General features: G+C 71.8%; 18 protein-coding genes and 1 pseudogene. 12 read left to right on the top strand and 7 right to left on the bottom strand.

Translation table 11 applies throughout. The features are described from left to right. The first annotated feature begins 61 nt into the window (after window positions 1-61). From HHX37_RS15430 to HHX37_RS37725, 5 genes are all read left to right on the top strand, one after another. Window positions 62-586 carry a PadR family transcriptional regulator gene (locus HHX37_RS15430; protein WP_165900476.1) on the top strand — a complete coding sequence of 175 codons (525 nt, stop codon included), beginning with the start codon at window positions 62-64 and terminating at the stop codon, window positions 584-586. Next, window positions 583-1,263 (top strand): ABC transporter ATP-binding protein, encoded by a 681-nt coding sequence (locus tag HHX37_RS15435; protein WP_310740385.1) that lies wholly within the window; start codon window positions 583-585, stop codon window positions 1,261-1,263. Before HHX37_RS15430 ends, HHX37_RS15435 begins: the two co-directional genes overlap by 4 nt. Continuing rightward, window positions 1,260-3,512: an FtsX-like permease family protein gene (locus HHX37_RS15440; RefSeq protein ID WP_182885836.1), complete on the top strand. Its 2,253-nt coding sequence runs from the start codon at window positions 1,260-1,262 to the stop codon at window positions 3,510-3,512. Before HHX37_RS15435 ends, HHX37_RS15440 begins: the two co-directional genes overlap by 4 nt. A gap of 17 nt (window positions 3,513-3,529) precedes the next feature. Next, window positions 3,530-5,809, top strand: coding sequence for a penicillin acylase family protein (locus tag HHX37_RS15445; protein ID WP_259406469.1), 2,280 nt, complete (start codon window positions 3,530-3,532; stop codon window positions 5,807-5,809). Between the two features lie 111 nt (window positions 5,810-5,920). After that, complete coding sequence (locus HHX37_RS37725; RefSeq protein WP_111698025.1) at window positions 5,921-6,238, top strand: helix-turn-helix domain-containing protein; 318 nt, start codon at window positions 5,921-5,923, stop codon at window positions 6,236-6,238. Here HHX37_RS37725 and lat read toward each other — a convergent pair. Continuing rightward, a complete protein-coding gene (lat, locus tag HHX37_RS15455; RefSeq protein WP_111698009.1) occupies window positions 6,158-7,432 on the bottom strand; it encodes an L-lysine 6-transaminase in 1,275 nt (424 codons plus the stop codon). The two genes, HHX37_RS37725 and lat, sit on opposite strands and share 81 nt — an antisense overlap. 227 nt (window positions 7,433-7,659) lie before the next feature. Between lat and HHX37_RS15460 the strand changes: the two genes are divergently transcribed. Both HHX37_RS15460 and HHX37_RS15465 read left to right on the top strand, forming a co-directional pair. Further along, window positions 7,660-9,015 carry a transaminase gene (locus HHX37_RS15460; protein ID WP_182885838.1) on the top strand — a complete coding sequence of 452 codons (1,356 nt, stop codon included), beginning with the start codon at window positions 7,660-7,662 and terminating at the stop codon, window positions 9,013-9,015. Then, window positions 9,012-9,458, top strand: a complete 447-nt coding sequence (locus HHX37_RS15465) for an Lrp/AsnC family transcriptional regulator (protein WP_111698011.1) — start codon at window positions 9,012-9,014, stop codon at window positions 9,456-9,458. Before HHX37_RS15460 ends, HHX37_RS15465 begins: the two co-directional genes overlap by 4 nt. A gap of 20 nt (window positions 9,459-9,478) precedes the next feature. Here HHX37_RS15465 and HHX37_RS15470 read toward each other — a convergent pair whose 3' ends face one another. After that, window positions 9,479-11,113 carry a penicillin-binding transpeptidase domain-containing protein gene (locus HHX37_RS15470; protein ID WP_182885839.1) on the bottom strand — a complete coding sequence of 545 codons (1,635 nt, stop codon included), beginning with the start codon at window positions 11,111-11,113 and terminating at the stop codon, window positions 9,479-9,481. 32 nt (window positions 11,114-11,145) lie between these two features. Here HHX37_RS15470 and HHX37_RS15475 point away from each other — a divergent pair, with 32 nt between their 5' ends. After that, the gene (locus HHX37_RS15475; RefSeq protein WP_310740386.1) at window positions 11,146-11,988 is read left to right on the top strand and encodes a fused MFS/spermidine synthase; all 843 of its coding nucleotides are present in this window, start codon (window positions 11,146-11,148) and stop codon (window positions 11,986-11,988) included. Window positions 11,989-12,029: 41 nt separating this feature from the next. Here HHX37_RS15475 and HHX37_RS38215 read toward each other — a convergent pair whose 3' ends face one another. Beyond that, window positions 12,030-12,560 carry a DUF222 domain-containing protein gene (locus tag HHX37_RS38215; RefSeq protein WP_396775860.1) on the bottom strand — a complete coding sequence of 177 codons (531 nt, stop codon included), beginning with the start codon at window positions 12,558-12,560 and terminating at the stop codon, window positions 12,030-12,032. A gap of 497 nt (window positions 12,561-13,057) precedes the next feature. Here HHX37_RS38215 and HHX37_RS38220 point away from each other — a divergent pair, with 497 nt between their 5' ends. After that, window positions 13,058-13,354, top strand: coding sequence for a pentapeptide repeat-containing protein (locus HHX37_RS38220; RefSeq protein WP_396775862.1), 297 nt, complete (start codon window positions 13,058-13,060; stop codon window positions 13,352-13,354). Between the two features lie 76 nt (window positions 13,355-13,430). Here HHX37_RS38220 and HHX37_RS38225 read toward each other — a convergent pair. After that, window positions 13,431-13,931, bottom strand: a pseudogene (locus HHX37_RS38225) (DUF222 domain-containing protein); the annotation flags it as partial. Between HHX37_RS38225 and HHX37_RS36715 the strand changes: the two are divergent. Beyond that, a complete protein-coding gene (locus HHX37_RS36715) occupies window positions 13,893-14,972 on the top strand; it encodes a hypothetical protein (RefSeq protein ID WP_259406529.1) in 1,080 nt (359 codons plus the stop codon). The pseudogene HHX37_RS38225 and the gene HHX37_RS36715 overlap by 39 nt on opposite strands. Before the next feature lie 280 nt (window positions 14,973-15,252). On the opposite strand, the gene HHX37_RS15485 is transcribed toward HHX37_RS36715, so the two are convergent. Next, window positions 15,253-15,525 (bottom strand): 4a-hydroxytetrahydrobiopterin dehydratase, encoded by a 273-nt coding sequence (locus HHX37_RS15485; RefSeq protein WP_111698014.1) that lies wholly within the window; start codon window positions 15,523-15,525, stop codon window positions 15,253-15,255. A 46-nt stretch (window positions 15,526-15,571) separates the two neighbouring features. On the opposite strand from HHX37_RS15485, the gene HHX37_RS15490 reads away from it, so the two are divergent. Then, window positions 15,572-16,225 carry a class II aldolase/adducin family protein gene (locus tag HHX37_RS15490; RefSeq protein WP_310740387.1) on the top strand — a complete coding sequence of 218 codons (654 nt, stop codon included), beginning with the start codon at window positions 15,572-15,574 and terminating at the stop codon, window positions 16,223-16,225. Between the two features lie 30 nt (window positions 16,226-16,255). Here the strand turns inward: HHX37_RS15490 and HHX37_RS15495 are convergent, their stop codons facing one another. Continuing rightward, on the bottom strand, window positions 16,256-17,830 hold the full coding sequence (locus HHX37_RS15495) for a DUF885 domain-containing protein (protein WP_182885841.1): 1,575 nt from the start codon (window positions 17,828-17,830) through the stop codon (window positions 16,256-16,258). Window positions 17,831-17,886: 56 nt separating this feature from the next. Between HHX37_RS15495 and HHX37_RS15500 the strand changes: the two genes are divergently transcribed. After that, window positions 17,887-19,113, top strand: a complete 1,227-nt coding sequence (locus HHX37_RS15500; protein WP_182873882.1) for a DUF4032 domain-containing protein — start codon at window positions 17,887-17,889, stop codon at window positions 19,111-19,113. 1 nt (window position 19,114) lies between these two features. On the opposite strand, the gene HHX37_RS15505 is transcribed toward HHX37_RS15500, so the two are convergent. Next, window positions 19,115-19,606 carry a DUF523 domain-containing protein gene (locus tag HHX37_RS15505; RefSeq protein ID WP_182881462.1) on the bottom strand — a complete coding sequence of 164 codons (492 nt, stop codon included), beginning with the start codon at window positions 19,604-19,606 and terminating at the stop codon, window positions 19,115-19,117. Window positions 19,607-19,633: the final 27 nt, after the last annotated feature.

A 19,633-nucleotide genomic window follows, 5' to 3' on the forward strand; every position in this document is an offset into this window, starting at 1 on the left:
CGTTCGTTTTTCCATGAGCAATTATCACCTCCGCGTATACACTCGATGTATAGTCGCGCACATGACCGTTCCCCTCGCGTTGCTCGGCCTGCTGGAACGGGAGCCGAGCCACGGATACGACCTGAAACGCGACTACGACACCATCTTCGGCCGGGGCAGGCCGCTGCCCTTCGGGCAGGTGTACTCGACGCTGGGCCGCCTGGCCAGGGACGGCAAGGTCACCGGTCAGAGCGAACCGGGCGACGGGCCGGACCGCAAGCGCTACGCCATCACCCCGCTGGGCAGGCAGGAGGTCGCCACGTGGCTGGCCGAACCGGTCGCGGCCGAGCCGTACCTGCAGACCGTGCTGTTCACCAAGGTCGTGCTGGCGCTGATGCTGGGCCGGGACGCGGCCGGTTATCTGGACGCGCAGCGCGCCACGCACATGCGGCGCATGCGGGAGCTGGCGGAGATCAAGCGCGGCGGCCCTCTGACCGACGCCCTGCTGGCCGACCACGCCATGTTCCACCTGGAGGCGGACCTGCGGTGGATCGACGTCACCCAGGCCCGGCTGGGGGCCCTGGCCGAGGTGGTGCGCGCATCGTGATCATCGAAGCTCGGGGGGTCAGCCGCTCCTACGGAAGCACGCCCGCGCTGCGGGAGGCGAACCTGTCGGTTGCCGCGGGCGAGGTCGTGGCGATCATGGGTCCCAGCGGGTCCGGCAAGTCGACGCTGCTGCACTGCCTGGCCGGCATCTTCACGCCCGACAGCGGCGAGGTGTGGTTCGACGGACGCCGTTTGGACACCCTGGACGACGGCAGCCGCAGCGAGCTGCGGCGCACCGCCTTCGGCTTCGTCTTCCAGTTCGGCCAGCTCGTGCCGGAGCTGACCGCGGCCGACAACGTGATGCTGCCGCTGCTGCTGGGCCGCGCCAGGAGAAAGCACGCCCAGCGGCGGGCGGCCGAATGGCTGGAGCGGCTGGAACTGGCCGACCTGGGCGGCCGGCGCACCGGGGAGCTGTCCGGCGGGCAGGCGCAGCGCGTGGCGATCGCCAGAGCGCTGGTGACGCGGCCGCGGGTCGTGTTCGCCGACGAGCCCACCGGCGCGCTGGACACGCTCACCGGCGAGCACGTGATGGACCTGCTGGTGGGCCTGGCCCGCGAGGAGGGCGCCACCGTGATCGTGGTCACCCATGACGCCCGGGTGGCCGCCTGCGCCGACCGGGAGGTCGTGGTGCGCGACGGCCGTGTCTCCGACCCGTACACGATCGGGGCCGTCCGGTGATCCGGCTGGGCCTGCGGCTGTCGCTGAGCAGCGGCAGGGAGGCGGCGGCCAGGCTGGCGCTGATCGCCGTCGGGGTGGCGGCCGGCGTCGCGGTGCTGCTGGCCACGCTGTCGCTGTTCAACGCCTTCCAGGCCACCGGCGGCCGTCCCTGCTGGGAGTGCACGACCGGCTCGGCGCCCAGCAGCTGGGCCCTCGACGCGACGGCCGACGGCGCGCTGTGGAACTACCACGAGGACTTCTACGGGGGCCGGACGATCAAGAGGCTCGACGCCGCCGCGCTCGGCACGCGGGCGCCGGTCGTCCCCGGCCTGTCCCGCATGCCGGGCCCGGGGCAGTACTACGCCTCGCCCGCGATGGCCGGGCTGCTGGACTCGGCACCCCGTGAGGAGCTGGCCGCCCGCTTCCCCGGCACGCGCGCCGGACTGATCGGCGACGCGGCGCTGTCCGGGCCCGACGAGCTGGTCGTGGTGGTAGGACAGACGCCGGATCAGGTCGTCGCCATGCCCGGCGCCAGGCAGGTCGACACGGTCTCCACCGAGCCCGCGTTCGACGACAGCGCGGACGTCTACCGGTTCGGCTTCGGCATGGCCGCCGTCGGGCTGATCGTCCCGCTGCTGGTGCTCGTGGGCACCGCCACCCGGCTGGCCGCGGCTCGCCGCGAGACCCGCTTCGCCGCGATCCGCCTGGTCGGAGCGACCACGCGGCAGATCAACGTGCTCGCGACGGTGGACGCCGCGCTGGGCGCGCTGGTGGGCGCGCTGACCGGCCTCGCGATCTTCCAGCTCGTCCGGCCGGCCGTGGCCGGGGTGCGGATCACCGGTGCCCGGTTCTTCCCCGGGCTGGTCGCCCCGCACGCCTGGCAGTACGCCGCCGTGCTCTGCGGCGTGCCGGTCGTGGCGGCCTGCGCCGCCCTGTGGTCGCTGCGCCGGGTGCGGATCTCGCCGCTCGGCGTGGCGCGGAAGACCGCCGCGTCCCCGCCGCGAGCGTGGCGGGTGATCCCGCTGCTGGCAGGGCTGGGGATGTTCGCGGGCCCGGTGTACCGGAACGGCGAGCCCGACGATCTGCCGGCCGTCGTCGCGCTCGCGCTGGTCATGGCCGGGCTGATGCTGGCCGGGCCCTGGCTGACCATGGTCGCCGCGCGCCTGGCCGCCCGGCTGACCCGGGGCGGGGCGACGCTGCTGGCCGCGCGGCGCCTGGCCGCCGATCCGAAGACCGCCTTCAGGTCGGTGAGCGGGCTGGTGCTGGCGGTGTTCATCGGAACGACGATCGCGGCCCTCGTGCCGACGGTGGTCGCCGGCCAGCAGAAGGTGGCCGGGGGCACGCTCAACGACGTTCTGGGCGCCAGGTTCGACCGGCCGGGCGTCTCCGGCCTCTCACCGCGGGCGGGGACGGAGCTCCTCGACCGGCTGCACGCCCGCCCGGGCGTGGACGTGCTGCCGATCTACGCGCTGCCGATCAATGCGCTGCCGGTCAATGCGCTGCCGGTCGATGCCGGCCCGCGGCCCGACGGCCCGCCGCCCATGCCGTACGTCGTCGAGTGCACCGACTTGGCCCGCTTCCCCGTACTCGGCCGCTGCCCTGTGAACATCGACGGCAGGGGCGCCCGGGCCGTGGCGGGCAACTTCGCCCGCATCGTCGGCGCCGACAACCCTCTCACCGTCGACAGACTCCTTCCGCTGGCGGGCCCGGCCAGTCCGCACGCCTCCACCGACGGGCTCGACCTGGCGGCCATCATGATCACCACACGCGATCCCGCGACACTGGAGCGGCTGCGCACCCTGCTGTCCGGCTACACCGTCGAAGCGCCGATGACCTTCGCCGAGATCGCCGAGGTCAGGGCGGACCTCTACGTCCAGGCGGAGAACGTCGCGCTGGCCATGGTCGGGCTCACCCTGGTCGCCGGCGCCTGCGGCCTCGTGGTGGCGGCCGGCGGCGGGCTGGTGGAGCGCAGGCGGCCGTTCACCCTGCTGCGGCTGGCGGGCACGCCCACGCGCACCCTGGCCGCGGTGGTGCTGCTGGAGTCGGTGCTGCCGCTCGTGCTGGCCGCCGCGCTCGCCGCCGGCTCCGGCTTCGGCGTGGCCGAGCCGCTCATCGACGCCCTCGCGATGAGGAGCGCGTCGATCGCGATGCCTGGGCCCGTCTACTTCGCCTCCCTCGGCGGCGGCCTGGCCGCCTCCCTCCTGGTGATCCTCACGACGCTGCCGCTGCTGCGGCGCATGACCACGCCCGACAACGCGCGTTTCGAATAGGAGCTCCCATGAGGCTCATGCCTACTGCGGCGATCACGCTGGCGTTACTCGCCCCCGCCGTCGCGGCCGTACCCCCCGCGGAGGCGGCCGGCGGAGGCTACTCGGCCACGATCCGGCGCACCGAGTACGGCATCCCGCACATCACCGCCAAGGACTACGGCGGCCTCGGATTCGGGTACGGCTACGCCTTCGCCCAGGACAACCTGTGCACGCTGGCCTCCTGGGTGGTGACGCTACGCGGCGAACGCTCCCGCTACTTCGGCCCGGAGGCCGAGTCCGACGATCCGGTCCGGCCGGTCTCCAACCTCGCCGGCGACGTCTACTACAAGAGCGTCGCCGAATCCGGCGTCGTACGGCGGCTGCTGGCCCGGCCCGCGCCGGTCGGCCCGAGCGGCGAGCTGCGCCGCCTGGTCGACGGCTACGTCGCCGGATACAACCGCTACCTCGCGGACACCGGCGTGGCGAACCTGCCCGACCCCACCTGCCGGGGCAAGGCGTGGGTCGGTCCGATCACCGCCACCGACATGTGGAACAACCTGCTCGACCTCGCCCGCATGACGTCGAGCTCCTCGTTCAAGGAGGCCGTCACCGGGATAGCCGAACCCGAACCCGAGGGACCGCAACCCAAACCGGCGGCCGGCAGCAACGCCTGGGCGCTCGGCCGTCGGGCCACGCGCGGGGGCGGCGGCATGGTGCTGGCCGACCCGCACTTCCCCTGGCAGGGGATCCGCCGCTTCTACCAGGTCCAGCTCACCATCCCCGGCGTGCTCGACGTCTCCGGCGGCAGCCTGTACGGCACCCCGGTCGTCCAGATCGGCCACAACGCCAAGGTCGCCTGGACCCACACCGTCTCCCACGCCCAGCACTTCACCGTCTACCGGCTGAAGCTCGCGGACGGCCACAGCTACACCGTGGACGGCCGGGCCGAGCCGATGGGCGAGCAGGAGGTGGAGGTCACCCTGCCGGACGGCACCGTCTCCGGCCACACGCTCCTCACCTCCCGCTACGGCCCGGTGCTCGCCATCGGCCGGACCGACGAGGCCGCGTACGCGCTGGCCGACGCGAACGCCGCCAACCTGCGGGCGGCCGACGAGTGGCTGGCGATGGCCAGGGCGGGCAGCCTCGACGAGCTGCGCACGGCCCAGCGGACCTACCAGGGGATGCCGTTCGTCCACACCCTCGCCACCGACGCGAGCGGGACCGCCTACTTCGCCGACACCTCTCTCGTCCCCCACGTCACCGACGCCGAGGCGGAGCGCTGCGCCAGGCCCTCGCCCGTTCCGGGCCTCGATGAGTACGTCCTGGACGGCTCGACCTCCGCGTGCCTGTGGGGCAGGGACGGCGACGCCGTCGTGCCGGGCGTCTTCGGGCCGGGCAACCAGCCGAGGCTGGTCCGCGCCGACTACGTGGCCAACTCCAACAACACCTACTGGATGACGAACCCGGCGAAGCCGCTCACCGGCTATCCCGAGGCGTACGGCCAGACGGGCACCGACCTGGAGCCGCGCCCGCGGGTAAGCCTCGACATGATCGCCCAGCGGCTGTCCGGCGCCGACGGGCTCGGCACGCCCGGCTTCACGCTGGAGACGCTGCAGGCCACGGTGCGCGGCAAGCGCAACCTCACCTTCGAGCTCATGCGCGACGACCTGCTGAAGCTGTGCCGCACCCACCCCGAACTCCTGGACGTGCGCGAGGCCTGCCGGACGTTGGAGAAGTGGAACGGGCGCGCCACCCTGGACGGCGAGGGCGCCGTCCTGTGGCGCGAGTTCTTCAGCCGGCTGGGCCGCCCCACCAAGCCGGGAGAGCCGGTCTTCAGCCCGTGGCGGGTGCCGTTCGACCCCGCGCGCCCGCTGACCACCCCGAGCGGGCTCAAGAGCGACGACCCGACCGTACGGCAGGCCCTCGCCGGCGCCGTGCTCCGCTTCCGGTCCAACCGGATTCCCCTGACGCTCACCCCCGGGCAGGCGCAGAGCTACTCCTCGATCCCGATTCCCGGCTGCACGGAAGGAGAGGGCTGCTTCGACCGGGTGCGCACGGGCGGACCGCTGGGCACGGACGGACGCTATCCGGAGGTGAACACCGGCTCCAGCTTCATGATGGCCGTCGAGCTCACCAAGGACGGCCCCCGCACGCGGACCGTCCTCACCTACTCCCTGTCCGCCAACCCCGCGTCGCCGCACCACACCGACCAGACGGCGCTGTTCTCGCGCGGCGGGTGGGTGACCGAGCGCTTCACGCCGGCCGAGATCGCCGCCGATCCGCACCTCGAAACCGTCACGGTCCACGGAGGGCATTGACCCGGGCAAGTCAGCCCTCTTAGCCCCCATCGGTGGACATTGAGGGTTATGCTGCCTGACAACCGCCGCGCGGGGGCCCCGGCGATCTCTGACGTCTTCGACGGAGGCCGGATGAGAGGCGACGACCACACCGCCCTTGGGTTGAGTAAGCGAGAGAGCGAGGTCATGGAGCTGATCGCGACAGGTCACTCCAATGGCGAGATCGCCCAGCGGCTGTTCCTGAGCGAGAAGACCGTGAAGAACCACGTGAACCGCATCTACGCGAAGCTGGGCGTGGAGTCGCGGGTCAGGGCCATCTGCCGCTGGCGCGGCGAGGCGGAGCCGTCCGGGGAAGGACGGGAGAGGTGCTCAGACGCCGGCGAGGCAGGCGCGGAGACCGGCGAGGCCGTGCTCAAGCTCGTCGGGCTGGACGGACAGGGCAGGGCGTAGCCGCACCGACCGCTCGCCGCAGCGCAGGACCAGGATCGCCCGCTCCTCCCGCAGCCGGGTGACCAGCCCGCCGGGGTCGGGGACGTCGAAGGCGCACATGAGCCCGCGACCCCGCGCGTTGGCGACCAGGCCGTCGGACTCCAGGCCCCGCAGGGCGCCCAGCAGCTTCTCGCCCAGGATGGCCGCTCTCGGGATCAGCCCGTCCCGCTCGATGATCTCCAGCATCCGGCGGGACCGCACCATGTCGGTCAGCCCGCCGCCCCAGGTGGAGTTGATCCGGCCGCTCACCCGGAACACGTTGTCCGGCACCAGGTCCACCCTGCGGCCCGCCATGATGCCGCCGACCTGCACCTTCTTCGCGAAGGCCACGATGTCGGGGGCCAGCCCGAGCTGCTGGTACGCCCAGGGCGTGCCGGTGAGACCCACCCCGGTCTGTACCTCGTCCAGCACGAACAGCGCCTCGTACTCGTGGCACAGGCCCTGCATGGCCCGCAGGAACTCGGGGCGCATGTGGTTGTCGCCCCCTTCGCCCTGGATCGGCTCGGCGATGAAGCAGGCGATGTCGTGGCGGAACCGCTCGAACGCCTCCCTCGCCTGCGCCAGCGCCCGCTTCTCGGCGCGTTCGACGTCCCCGAGGTGGATCGCCGGGACGTCGACGCGCGGCCAGTAGAACCGGGGGAACCGGTCGGTCTTGACGGCGTCGGTGTTGGTGAGCGAGAGCGCGTAGCCGCCGCGGCCGTGGAAGGCCCGGGTCAGGTGGAGGACCCGGGTGCCGAGACCCGGATGACGGCCGTGGGCTTCATTCCAGCGGCTCTTCCAGTCGAAGGCGCACTTGAGCGCGTTCTCCACGGCCGCCGACCCACCCTCGACGAAGAACAGGTGCGGCAGTTCCGGATCGCCGAGCACCCGCCGGAACGTCTCGACGAACTCGGCGAGGTGCACGGTGTAGATATCGGAGTTGGCGGGCTTGTTGGCCGCCACCCGGCCGAGCAGCCCGACGAACCCGGGGTCGCCGGCGAAGGGGTTGACCCCGAGCGGCGACGAGGCGAAGAACGTGTAGAAGTCCAGATACCTGCGCCCGTCACGGGCGTCGACCAGCCAGGAGCCCGCGCTCCGGTCCAGGTCGAGCACCAGCCGGAAGCCGTCGACGAGCAGGTGCCGTGCAAGGGCGTCGTGCACAGCGCTGGGGTCCATGTCGCCTCCGCGTCAGGCCGGGAGACGAGATGATTCCCTCACAGCCGGTCAACTATGTGAATGGTTTCCGCCTTACTACCGTCCAGGACAAATATTTTTCAGACGAGAAGTTTTCCCGACTACGGACGCGACCACCCCGGTGATGACGAAACGAACGTGGTTGTGTACGTTTACTTCAGAATCCGTGGCCGACACTGGGTTCAGCAAGCTTTTCTGAGGCAGGGAACATGATCGACCGCACTCACCTGGCCCGGCTGCTCGACCGCGAGCGTGGCCTCTTCCGGGAGCGGAACCCGCGCTCGGCCGCCGCGTACGAGCAGGCGAGAGGGCACCTCTTCGGCGGCGTGCCGATGACGTGGATGAACAAGACGGCCGCGGGCTTCCCGCTGTACCTGGCCGAGGCCCACGGCGCCCGCGTCACCGACCTCGACGGCCACGAGTACGTCGATCTCTGCCTCGGCGACACGGGCGCGATGGCCGGGCACTCACCGCGGGCGACCGTGGAGGCGGTCGCCGACCGGTTCGGCCGCCTGGGCGGCGCCACCGTGATGATGCCGACCGAGGACGCGGCCTGGGTCGGCGCCGAGCTCGGCCGCCGGTTCGGCCTGCCGTACTGGAGCTTCTCGCTGACCGCCACCGACGCCAACCGGTGGGCGATCCGGCTGGCCCGGGCGATCACCGGAAGGCCGAAGATCCTGGTCAACAGCTACTGCTACCACGGCAGCGTGGACGAGGTGCTGATCGTGGTCGGCCCGGACGGCCGGCAGGTGTCCCGCGAGGGCAACGTCGGCGCACCGGTCGACCCCACTGTGACCTCCCGCGTCGTGGAGTTCAACGACCTGCCCGCGCTTGAGCGCGAACTCGCGTACGGCGACGTCGCGGCGGTCCTGATGGAGCCCGCCCTGACCAACATCGGGATCGTGCTGCCCGAGCCGGGCTACCTGGAGGGCGTGCGCGAGCTGACCCGGCGGCACGGCAGCCTGCTGATCAACGACGAGACCCACACCTTCTCGGCCGGGCCCGGCGGCTGCACGAAGGCCTGGGACCTGCGTCCCGACATCGTGACGATCGGCAAGGCCGTCGGCGGCGGCATCCCGAGCGGCGGGTACGGCCTGTCGGCCGAGGTCGCCGCGCGGATCGAGGCGATGGACGGGCTCGACCTGGTCGACATGGGCGGGGTCGGCGGCACGCTGGCGGGCAACCCCCTGTCGGTCGCCGCCATGCGGGCCACGCTGGAGCACGTGCTCACCGACGACGCGTTCACCGTCATGACCGAGCTGGCGACCCGCTTCGCCAAGGGGGTCGAGGAGATCATCGGCGACCACGGCCTGCCGTGGTCGGTCAGCCGGCTGGGCGCACGCGCCGAGTATCGCTTCACCAGCCCTGCTCCGCGCAACGGCGGCGAGTCGAACGCGGCCGGCGACCCCGACCTGGACGACTACCTGCACGTCTACCTGGCCAACCGGGGGGTGCTGCTCACGCCGTTCCACAACATGGCGCTGATGTCCCCGGCCACGACCGAGGCCAACGTGGACCGGCACCACGAGGTGTTCGCGGCGGCGGTCGCCGAGCTGGTCGCATGATCCCGGACGAGATCGACCGGGTCCTGCTGCGCGAGCTGCAGCGGGACGGCCGGGCCTCCTACACCGCGCTCGCCGAGGCGACCGGCCTGTCCGCCCCCGCCGTACGGCAGCGGGTGCAGCGGCTGCGCGACGAGGGCGTCGTGCAGATCGTCGGGGTCACCGACCCGATGGCGCTGGGCCTGCCGGTCATGGCGCTGATCGGCGTACGCGTCGACAGCGACGTGCACGAGGTCGCCGACCGGATCAGCGAACTGTCCGGCGTGATCTACGTGGTGCTCACGGCGGGCTCGTTCGACCTGTTCGCCGAGGTGGTGTGCCGGGAGCCCGCCGAGCTCCTCGCGGTGCTCAACGACCACGTCAAACGGGTGCCCGGCGTCACCAGGGCCGAGGCGTTCACCTACTTCGGGATCCACACCCACCGGTTCGCCTGGCCCGGTGTCTGAAGGGTCGGTGTCTGAAGGGTCTAGAGGGCCTGCAGGAAGCGGGCGGCGATGGGCACGGCGGCGCTCCGCCCGGTGCCGCCGTGCTCGACGAACACGGCGAAGGCGAGGTCACCCTGGTAGCCGATGAACCAGGCGTGGTCCTGGCCGCCCTGCCAGTCCTCCGCCGTGCCGGTCTTGCCGGCCACCCCCTCCGGCAGGTGGGCCTCGGCGGCGGTCCCGTCGACGGTGACCGCGCTCATCAGGTCGCGCAGCCCCTCCGCCACGTTCGCCGGTAGGGGGACGCTCTGCGGCAGCTCGCCCTGGGACGCGTCATCCGCCAGCGGGCGGGCCGGCCGCCACTCGCCGCTCTTCACCGCCGCCGCGACCAGCGCCATGCACAGGGGGGTCGCCTCGACCGTGCCCTGCCCGAAGGAGTCCTCGGCGAGCGCGTCGGGGTTCTCCGGCCGTTTCAGGCTGCCGCACGTGTAGCCACCACCCTGCCCACTGCCCTCCCCGCCGCCGCTCTCCCCCTGCACGCCGAAGCCGAACGCCCTCGCCTGCTCGACCAGCCTGTCGGCGTTCAGCCGCTCGACCGTCAACCGAGCGAAGGTGGTGTTGCACGACAGGGCGAAGGCGTGGCGCAGCGTGACCGCCCCGTGGTCCTCGTCGTGGTAGTTGGGGATCGCCCGGTGGAAGGGGATCTGGTACACCGCCGGGCACTCCACCGTGGTGTCGGGGGCCAGCCCTCCACCGAGCAGGGCGGCGGCCGTGACCGTCTTGAACGTCGAACCGGGGGCGTACTTGCGCTCGAAGGCGCCCCGTCCGCCCAGACGGTCGGCGACCGCGAGGATCTCCCCGGTCGTCGGCCGTACGGCGACGATGGCGGCCCGCTGCGGCACGCCGTCGAGCGCCCGGGCCGCCGCCGCCTGAACCGACCACTCAATGGTCGTCCGCACGCCGGCCGGTTGCTGCTTGGGCGTGTAGGCGAGGACGACCTTCGACGGCGACGCGGGGTTCTCGACCCGCAGCTCCCACCCCACCTCGACACCGTTCGTGGGCGCCGCCACCTGACCCGCCAGCCCGTCGAGGTACGCGTCGGCGTCCGAGTCCTGGGGGAACTCCTCTCCCTCCCGGGTCACCGGCCGCAGCGGCCCGGCCGTCGGCGTGGTCCTGACCAGGCGGCCACCGGCTTCGATCTCGGGAAACAGGACGGCCGGCGTCCACAGGACCTTCCAGGTGGCGTCCCGTACGGCCAGGCGCAGGACCGAGTCGAAACGCCAGGGCCCCTTGTCCGGCTCGTCCCGCTCCTGCGTGAAGGGCACCTCGGCCGTCTCGTCCCCGTCGCGTTTCACGGTCCCGGGCGTGATCCGCATCGAGTTCGACAGCGCGGCGTCCTCGAACTGGCGGTGCTGGTCGGCGAAGTCGGCCGGCGGCTCGTCGACGAGGTCGCGCATCGCCTCGTAGTCGCCCTTGGCCCAGGCGTCGAAGTAGGCGGCGGCCGTCTCGTCCGGCGAGCCGTCCGGACGCAGTTGGAGCGTTCGCGGAAGGGTGGGGGACGCGACCGGCGTGGCGACCATCACCGGCTCCTGCCTGCCCGAGACCACGAGGCCGACCACGCCGAAGACGAAAATGGCCGCGGCGACCGTGACGAGGGCGAGCAGGGCCCTGTTCCGCATACGGTTCTCATATCACGCGAAAGGAGCCAAAGGTGGCAAGGAGCAAAGAACCGTTGCCAGGCCGCTATCAAGTGACCTTCGGCGAGGTGGAGCTCCTGCGCGACCTCGACCGGCCCGACGGGTGGATGCTGATCAGGGACGGCGTGCCCCAGTCGTACGTGGACCTGACCGATCCCACCTATCTGGACTTCTCCTACGTACAGCTCATCGCCGCCGTGATCGACTGCCTGCCGGAGGGCCCGCTCGACGCCGTGCATGTCGGCGGCGGGGCCTGCACGATCCCGCGCTACGTCTCCGCCCGCAGGCCCGGGTCCCGGCACATCGTCGTCGAGCCGGACGCCGGACTGGTCCAGCTCGTACGCGACCAGCTGAGGCTCAAGTCCGTGCCCCGGCTGAAGGTCCGGGTGGCGGACGGCCGCACGGCGACCGCCGCTCTGCCCGACGCCTCGGCCGACCTGTTCGTGCTCGACGCGTTCACGGGCGCGACCATGCCGGTCGAGCTCGCGACCGCGGAGTACATGGCGGAGATGGCCCGTGTCCTGCGTCCCTCCGGTACCGCCCTGATCAACATCGCGGACGGCAAGGGCCTGCCCTTCGTCAAACGGGTCGTCTCCACGGCCGCCCGCGTGTTCCCCCACACCGCACTGCTCGCCGAGCCCGGCATCCTGCGCGGCCGCAGGTTCGGCAACGTCATCCTGACGGCGGCCCCCGGGCAGTTGCCCGTCGAGGCGCTGACCCGCAGGGCCGCGGGCGGCCTCACCCAGGCCCGATGCGTCGCGGACGGAGACCTTACCCGGCTGGTCGCCGGGGCCGCCCCCATCCACGACGGCGACTCCATCCTCGCCCCCGTACCCCCGGCCGACCTGTTCGGCTGACCTGTTCGGCTGACCGGCCAGCGGCGTCGAGAGGTTCACAGTCATTGGCGCCGCCGGGCACTTCGGGGGTTTCGGGAGTCTCGGGGGTTGCGGTAGGTGAAGGCCCAGCGGTCGTCTCCGATCTTGCGGCGGGTGTAGCGGGTGGGGTGGCGGTAGCGGTCGCGGTTGTGGAACTGGCACGCCGGTCCCAGCAGTTTGAGGTCGGTCAGCCCGCCGCTGCACCAGTCCTCGGCGTGGTCGATCTGGCACATCGTGGCCGGCAGCGGGCAGCCGTCCACCCAGCAGGTCGCATACCGGGCGAAGACCGCCCGCCGCTGCGCCGGGGTCGCCAACCGCACCTTGCGGCCCATGTCCAGCACCTGCCCACCGGCGTCCATCACGATCCGCACCAAAGTGCTGGTACGGGCCAGCCGGTGCACGGTGGAGGCGGGCAGCAGATGCCCGGTCGCCAGGATCAACCCCGGCAACCCCCGCAACCACACCCCCGGCGGCGGACTGTTCACCCACACCCCCGGCCACGCGTCATCGTCGCTTTCCACACCCGGCGGAGCATCGGCTCCTGCCCGGGACATCCCATGCGGCGCCCCACCTGGCGTGAAGGCATGCCAGTAGCCCTCCGCCGGGCAGTCGTCGGCAGAGCGGTCCCCACCGGGGCTGCCGTGAGCACGGCGATCCCCAGGGCAGTCCCCGCTTGGACCGTCCTCCGTTGGAGCGCCAGTGGCGACGTCACTCTTGGTCGCGGGCTCAGTCGGGGGATCAGGGGCATGCGTCTGCTGCGCACGAGTGCGCTGCGAATTCCAGGCTCGGTGTCTGTGCGTCTCTGCCTCGTCGGCGTGACCCTGCCGGGTGTCGGCGACCTCGCCCACCTCGCCGACCTCACCAACCTCGCCGAGGTCGGCACGCTCGTCGCCGTCGGCCGCGTCGAAGTGCGGCCAGACGACGGCCGGGCCGCCTGTGGCCGGGCGCTCGGGAGCAGAGGGCTCGCTGTCGGCATCGGTTGTCGCGGCGCAAGGCGTGCCGAAGTCCTCGCTGACGCAGGCGTCAGCGCCGGGGACGGAGCCAGGGCCGCATGAACCGAGGTCTGGGCCAGGGCCGTCGCTCGGGTCGGTGCGCGAGGAGTCGCTGGTGGGGTGGTCGGCTGTGGGATCACCTGAGGGGTCGGTGCGCGAGGGGCCGCTCGTGGGGTGGTCGCCCGAGGGGTCGCTTGAGGGATCGGTGCCTGTGGGGTCAGCTGTGGGATCGCCTGAGGGGTCGGTGCCTGCGGGGTTGTCGGCTCCGGGGTTGTCGGCTCCGGGGTTGTCGGCTCCGGGGTTGTCGGCTCCGGGGTTGTCGGCTGGGGGGTCGTCGGGGAGGGATTCGGCGTTGACCAGCACCAGGAGCTCGGTCGCGATCTTGTTGTCCAGGAACGCGATGACCGCATCGGCGTTCCGCACGCTCGGGGTGCGGTCGTCGCCCTCGGCCTTGGGCCTGGCGTAGACATCGAGCAGGTGCTGCAACCGCGCGGCGGCCTCGACCGGGAGGTAGAACTCTCCCTCCAGCCCGCCGTTCCGGCGCCGCCGCACCCTAAAGAACCGGCGGTCGAAGTCGGCCTGCTCATCGCTTTCGTGGCCGTCGGGGTCCAGCACCGCCCGCAGATACCGCCCCGCCTTGGCCACCTCCGCCGCCCCCGCCGAACCTGCCAACTCCAGCAAAATCGCCTCAGCCGTCGTGACCTGATCGTCGGTCAACCCCGCGGTAGCCGTGCAGATCGCCTCCACGATCCCCTCGGCCAAGCTGCCCTCGGCGAACCGCTCACGCACCCGCGACAGGCGACCCAACTCCACGCCCATCGTCACCAACCGGCCCGCACCCGGGATCGTCATGCCCCCGACAGAGCGCAACCACAACCTGGTCGAGGCATGCCCATGGCTCTTCGCCTCCCCAGCCCGGTGGACCCGGCCCACCCGGGCGGCCAGCGCGCTGGTGATGCGGTCACGGGCCGCCAGCAACTCCTCGGCCTCGGCCAGACATACCTCCGCCGACTCAGGCACCGGCACCAGCGCCACTGCCCGCGCCGCCTCACCAACCGCCGCCACCGCCACCCACGACGACGACCCACCAGCACCAGAAGCATCCCGGTCCGGGCCCGCATCGTTCTGGTCGGCGCCCCTGGCACCGCCAGACGCGCCACCGGACTCACCACCAGAAGCACCAGCGGAAACGCCGCCGGAAGCGCCGCTGTAGGCACCCCCGGCGCCATCCGGACAAGCCGCGTCGGGAGAAGCACAACCGGGAGGATCACCGTCAGGAAAAGCACCGTCGGCGGCACCGCCATCGGTGCGCCCTGCATCCGTGCGCGCGGCATCGACGCGCGCGGCATCGACGCGCGCGGCATCGACGCGCGCGGCATCGACGCGCGCGGCATCGACGCGCGCGGCATCGGCGCCCAGGGCATCAGCACCGGCACAGGCACCGGCAGGGCCAGGGCCAGGGGCGCCGCTGTCGGCATCTCCTGCGCGAGGGGCAGGGGCGGCGGAACCGACTCCAGGGCCGAGGATGTCGGCATGGTCAGGAGTGCCATCAGGGGCGGGGCCATTCACGATTTCATCAGCGCTGGAGTCGTCAGCGCTGGAGTCGTCAACGGCAGCGGTACCCGCACGAGTCTTAAATGCTCGAATGAAGGGGAAATTCGCCGGGATACCGTGCCGGCTCGCGTCGTTTCGTACATCGGGATCGACGATCGGCACGTATTCACGGGCAAGTGCGCCCTCGGACGACCAAAGGGGCGAGCCGGCGATGAGCTGATCCCACCAGTCGCCATCACCAGTATCGTTCGAACGATGGAGGCGCTCAGGATTCATGTCGAACAGATCCATCACACCTCCCCTGCCGATTCGAAATCCTGTATGAATTCTTCCACACCAGCGCGCCACGAACACCCTGAGCAGCGATTTTGCTGGAGTCACAGGCGCGCGGGGATGACGCTGCGACAGCGAATCAAATAAATCGGCATATATCACTGCGCGACATACTGCACGACGTCGTCAGCTCCCGACACAAATCGCACAGTCACGTGCCGATCAAAGCCACCGCATAAGGGGGTCCAGCCGGACGAAAGCGCCCAAAAAAGCCGCAGCAAGGGGCGGGACGACTCCGCTAACCGTGCTCGGGCGCAGCGGCGTGACGCCGCACCCGCGAAGCGCAGGGCCGGCGGCAGCGCGGGCAGTGCGGGCAGTGCGGGCAGCGCGCGGGCAGCGCGGGCTTCGAAGATCGGGAGCCCGTGCTTCAGGGTTGTGCGGATCCTGCCTCGTGGTCGGCGACTATGGCGTCGATGCGGGCGGCGAGTTTGTAGTCGAGGTCGGTGAGGCCGCCCGCGTCGTGGGTGGTCAGCGCCAGATGCAGGGTGCGCCACCGGATGTCGATGTCGGGATGGTGGTTCAGCGCCTCGGCCTGCTCGGCGATGTCGTTGACGATCGCGATGGCCGTACGGAAGTCGCGGGCGACGACGGTCCTGCGGATCGTGTCACCCTCGCGACGCCACTCGGAAGCCTCGTACATGGGTTCAGGACATCACGAAAACCCGCCGATTGTGTAGATTCGCCGGGTGGATGACGGGGTGGACGAGCAGGTGAACGAGCGAGTGGACGAGCTGCGGCGTGAGCTGTGCGAGTACGGCCGCAGGGCGGCGGAACTCGGTCTGGTGATCGGGACCTCGGGCAACCTGAGCGCCCGGGATGGCGACCTGGTCGTCGTCACTCCGTCCGGAGTGGCACTCGACCGGCTCCGGCCCGAGGACTGCCCGGTCCTCGACCTCACCGGCCGGGTGGTCGACGGCGGGACCAAGCCCTCCTCGGAGACGCCGACGCATCTCGCCCTGTACGAGGCGACCTCCGCGCGGGCCGTGGTCCACACCCACTCGGTCTTCGCGACCGTCGTCGCGTCCACCATGACCGAGCTGCCGCCGGTCCACTACAACGCGCTGCTGCTCGGCGGCACGGTCCGGGTCGCCCCGTACGCGACGTACGGCACGCCGGAACTGGCGCGGGGAGTCCTCGCCGCGATCGAGGGCAGGCAGGGCGCCCTGATGGCCAGCCACGGCGCGGTGACGATCGGGAACGGCCTGGAGCAGGCGTTCGAGGCGACCCGCCTGCTCGAATGGCTGTGTGAGGTCTACGTCCGCGCCCTGGGGGTGGGCCGGCCCGCGGTGCTCACCGAGGACCAGCTCACCGCCGTGATCGAACGTGCGCTCGCCGGCTGACCCACGCGCCCGGAACCCGGGATGCGAAGCTCAGCCCAGCACGGCCTTCCTGGCGAGGCCGAGCGGCAGGCCGCCGGACCCGGCGATCGTGTCGTGGAAGGTCCGCAGGTCGCCCGCGTAGTCGGCCCTGATGCGCTCGATCTCCAGTGCGCCGGTGAGGTACGAGGGAGCCTGGGTGGGCCAGGCGCAGTAGCGGCTGACCTCTCCCGCGGCGGTCCCCGGCGACAGGGACGCCTTCGTGGTGAGGAACTCCTCCGCCTGCTCCGGCGTCATGTCGTCGCAGTGCAGCGCGGTGTCCACGACGATGCGGGCGGCCCGCCAGATGCGGCAGTCGAGGTGGGCGAGCTCGGTCTGCGGGGTGTCGAAGTAGCCCTGCTCGTGCATCAGCTTCTCGACGTAGAGCGCCCAGCCCTCCACGAAGTACGGCGTACGGAAGATCTTGCGGGCGCGGCGCGGATTGCCGGCCATCCACCCGAGGTGCCAGTGGTGCCCGGGGTAGGCCTCGTGGACGCTGATCGAGGGCATCTGGGCCCGTGAGTTGGTCCGCAGCCGCTGCCGCACCTGCTCCTCGGTGAAGCCGTCCGGCGTGTACGGCACGAAGAAGATCCCGTCCCGCGAGGCCGACAGCGGCGGCGGGGCGAGGTAGCTCGCCACGGCGATGATGGGCCGCTGGAACTCCGGAGACGGCTCGACGCGGCACTCCTCCCCCTCCGGGAAGGTCACCAGTCCCCGCTCGCGGACGAAGTCGCGGGCCCGCAACGTCTCGGCCTCGTACTCGGCGCGCATGGCCTCCAGGGTCGGCGGGTGGTCGTCCATGAGCGACTCCATCGCCTCCCGCCACGTGCCCGGTCCGAGGCGGGACGCGACCTCGGTCATCCGCCCGTCGAGCTCGGCCCAGGCCTGCCTGCCCTTCTCGTGCAGCTCGGGGGCGCCGTACCCGAGCATCTCCCGCTCGCGCAGCAGGGCGGAGTAGAGCTCCTCGCCCATCCGCCAGCTGCCCCCCGGCCGGAAGTCCTCCAGGAAGCGGACCAGCCCGTCGAAGGCGTCGGCGGCGGGCTCGGCGGCCCGGGCGAGCCGCGCCCGCAGCTCCGGATCGCCGACCTGGGCGGGCAGCGTCTCGGTCAGGAACCGGCGTCCCGTACGCGCCTGGTCGAGGCCGCGCCGCACCAGCAGGTCGGCGGCGATCTCGGGGACCAGGTTCGCCCGGCAGGCGGCGAGCACGGCCGGCACCTCGGCGAGGCGCGCGACGGCGGCGTCGACCAGCTCGGCCTCCGGCTTGAGGCGCTGCTGGAACGGCGTGAACATCGAGGCGAAGACCAGACCGAGGTAGGCGGCCGGATCGCGCCGCCACTCCGGCCAGCGGGCCAGCGCCACGGCGCCGCGCAGATGGGCGGCGACCAGGTCGCGGTCGATCTCGTCCCCCGGGTCCTCGGGGGTCGCCTCAGACAGCTTGCGCAGCCATTCCTCGGCCGCCCGCTCCCGTCCCGTGAAGGCGGCCTCGCTGAAGTCGCCCAGCGTGCGGTCGTACCCGTCGGCCCCCAGCAGAGCGGCCATGACCGGGTTCTCGGCCAGGTACCAATCGATGAACTCGTCCACCAGCGTCATAGCGCCCGACTCTATCCGCGACACTTGTGTGGAAGCCCCCAGATAAGGAGCAATCGGTGCCCCTGCAGATCACCGGAGCCCCCAGCGACCCCGACCTGATCCGCCTGCCCTGGGACCTCCCCCTCGAAGAATGGCCCGTCCACCACCTGGTGACGCTGCCGCGCGGCATCTCCCGGCACGTCGTGCGCTTCGCCCGGCTGTCCGGCCGGGTCTACGCGATCAAGGAGATCAGCACCCGGTACGCCAAGCGGGAGTACCGCCTGCTGTGGGATCTGGCCCGGCACGACGCGCCGTCGGTCGAGCCGGTGGCCGTGGTGACCGGGCGCAGCGCCGCCGACGGCTCGGAGCTCGACTCCGCCCTGATCACCCGGCACCTGCAGTTCTCCCTGCCGTACCGCGCCGTGCTGTCGGGCTCGGTGCGGCCCGACACGCTGACCCGCCTGCTCGACGCGCTCGCCGTGCTGCTCGTACGGCTCCACCTGAGCGGCTTCTACTGGGGCGACTGCTCGCTGTCGAACACGTTGTTCCGCCGGGACGCCGGCGCGTTCGCCGCCTATCTCGTGGACGCCGAGACCGGCGACCTCCACCCCGCGATCAGCGAGGGCCAGCGCGCCCACGACATCGACGTGGCGCACGTGAACATCTACGGGGAGATGCTCGACCTGGAGGCCGGCGGGCTGCTCCACCCGACCATCGACCCGCTGGTCTTCGCCGACCAGCTGGTCGAGCGTTATCACCGGCTGTGGGACGAGCTGACCGAGGACGAGATCATCGAGGAGGTCGACTGGCACCGGGTCGACCAGCGGGTGCGCCGGCTCAACTCGCTCGGTTTCGACGTGGCCGAGATGATGGTGCGCCGCAAGGCCGGCACGTCCCGGCTGATCGTACGGCCGAAGGTCGTGGACGCCGGGCACCACCAGCGCCGGCTGCTCCGCCTGACCGGCCTCGACGTGGAGGAGAACCAGGCCAGGCGGCTGCTCAACGACCTCGACGCGTTCCGGGTGTCGAACGGGCTGCGGCACGAGGACGAGGCGATCGTGGCGCACCGCTGGCTGGCCGAGGTGTTCCAGGCGGTGGTGAGCGCGATCCCGGCCGCCATGCGGCGCAAGCTGGAACCGGCCCAGCTCTTCCACGAGGTGCTCGACCACCGCTGGTACATGTCGGAGGCGGCCGGCAAGGACGTCGGCCTGGACGCCGCGGTGCGGTCCTACGTGGACAACGTCCTGGTGCACAAGCCCGACGAGAAGGCCGTCATCGTCACCGCGGATCCGCTGTCCCCCTGAGCTACGTGAGGGTCTCCAGGTAGCGGGCGGCGTCGGGGACGCGGTCCTCGCCGAAGACGCGGACGCCGTTCAGCTCCAGCAGCGCGGTGGTCACCCCCTGCCCCGGGGTGGTCCTGCCGCGGTGGGTGCCGTCGTAGATCCGCAGCGACCCGCACGACGGGCTGCCCTCCTTGAGGATCGCGATCCGTACGCCGGAGGACCGGGCGGCGGCGAGGGCCTGCCGCGCCCCGGACAGGAACGCCTCGGTCACGTCGGCGCCGTCCGGCGTCAGGATCCGGGCCTCTCCCGTGAGCACCGCCGCACCGCCCGCACCGCCCTCGATCTCGGCCGGCGGGCGGGGCACGGGCAGCCCGCCCTCGACCTCGGGGCAGAACGGTACGAGCCGCCCCTCCGCCCGCCACCGGGCGAGCAGGTCGTCGTCGCTCGTCTTGGCCCCGCCGTCGTACCGCACCCGGCGGCCGAGCAGGCAGGCGCTGACCAGGATCCGTTCCACGCCTCCCATTCTGGCCGCCGTACGAGG

Origin of the sequence: Microbispora sp. H10885, from assembly GCF_014161415.1 — a bacterium.
Lineage (GTDB): Bacteria > Actinomycetota > Actinomycetes > Streptosporangiales > Streptosporangiaceae > Microbispora > Microbispora triticiradicis.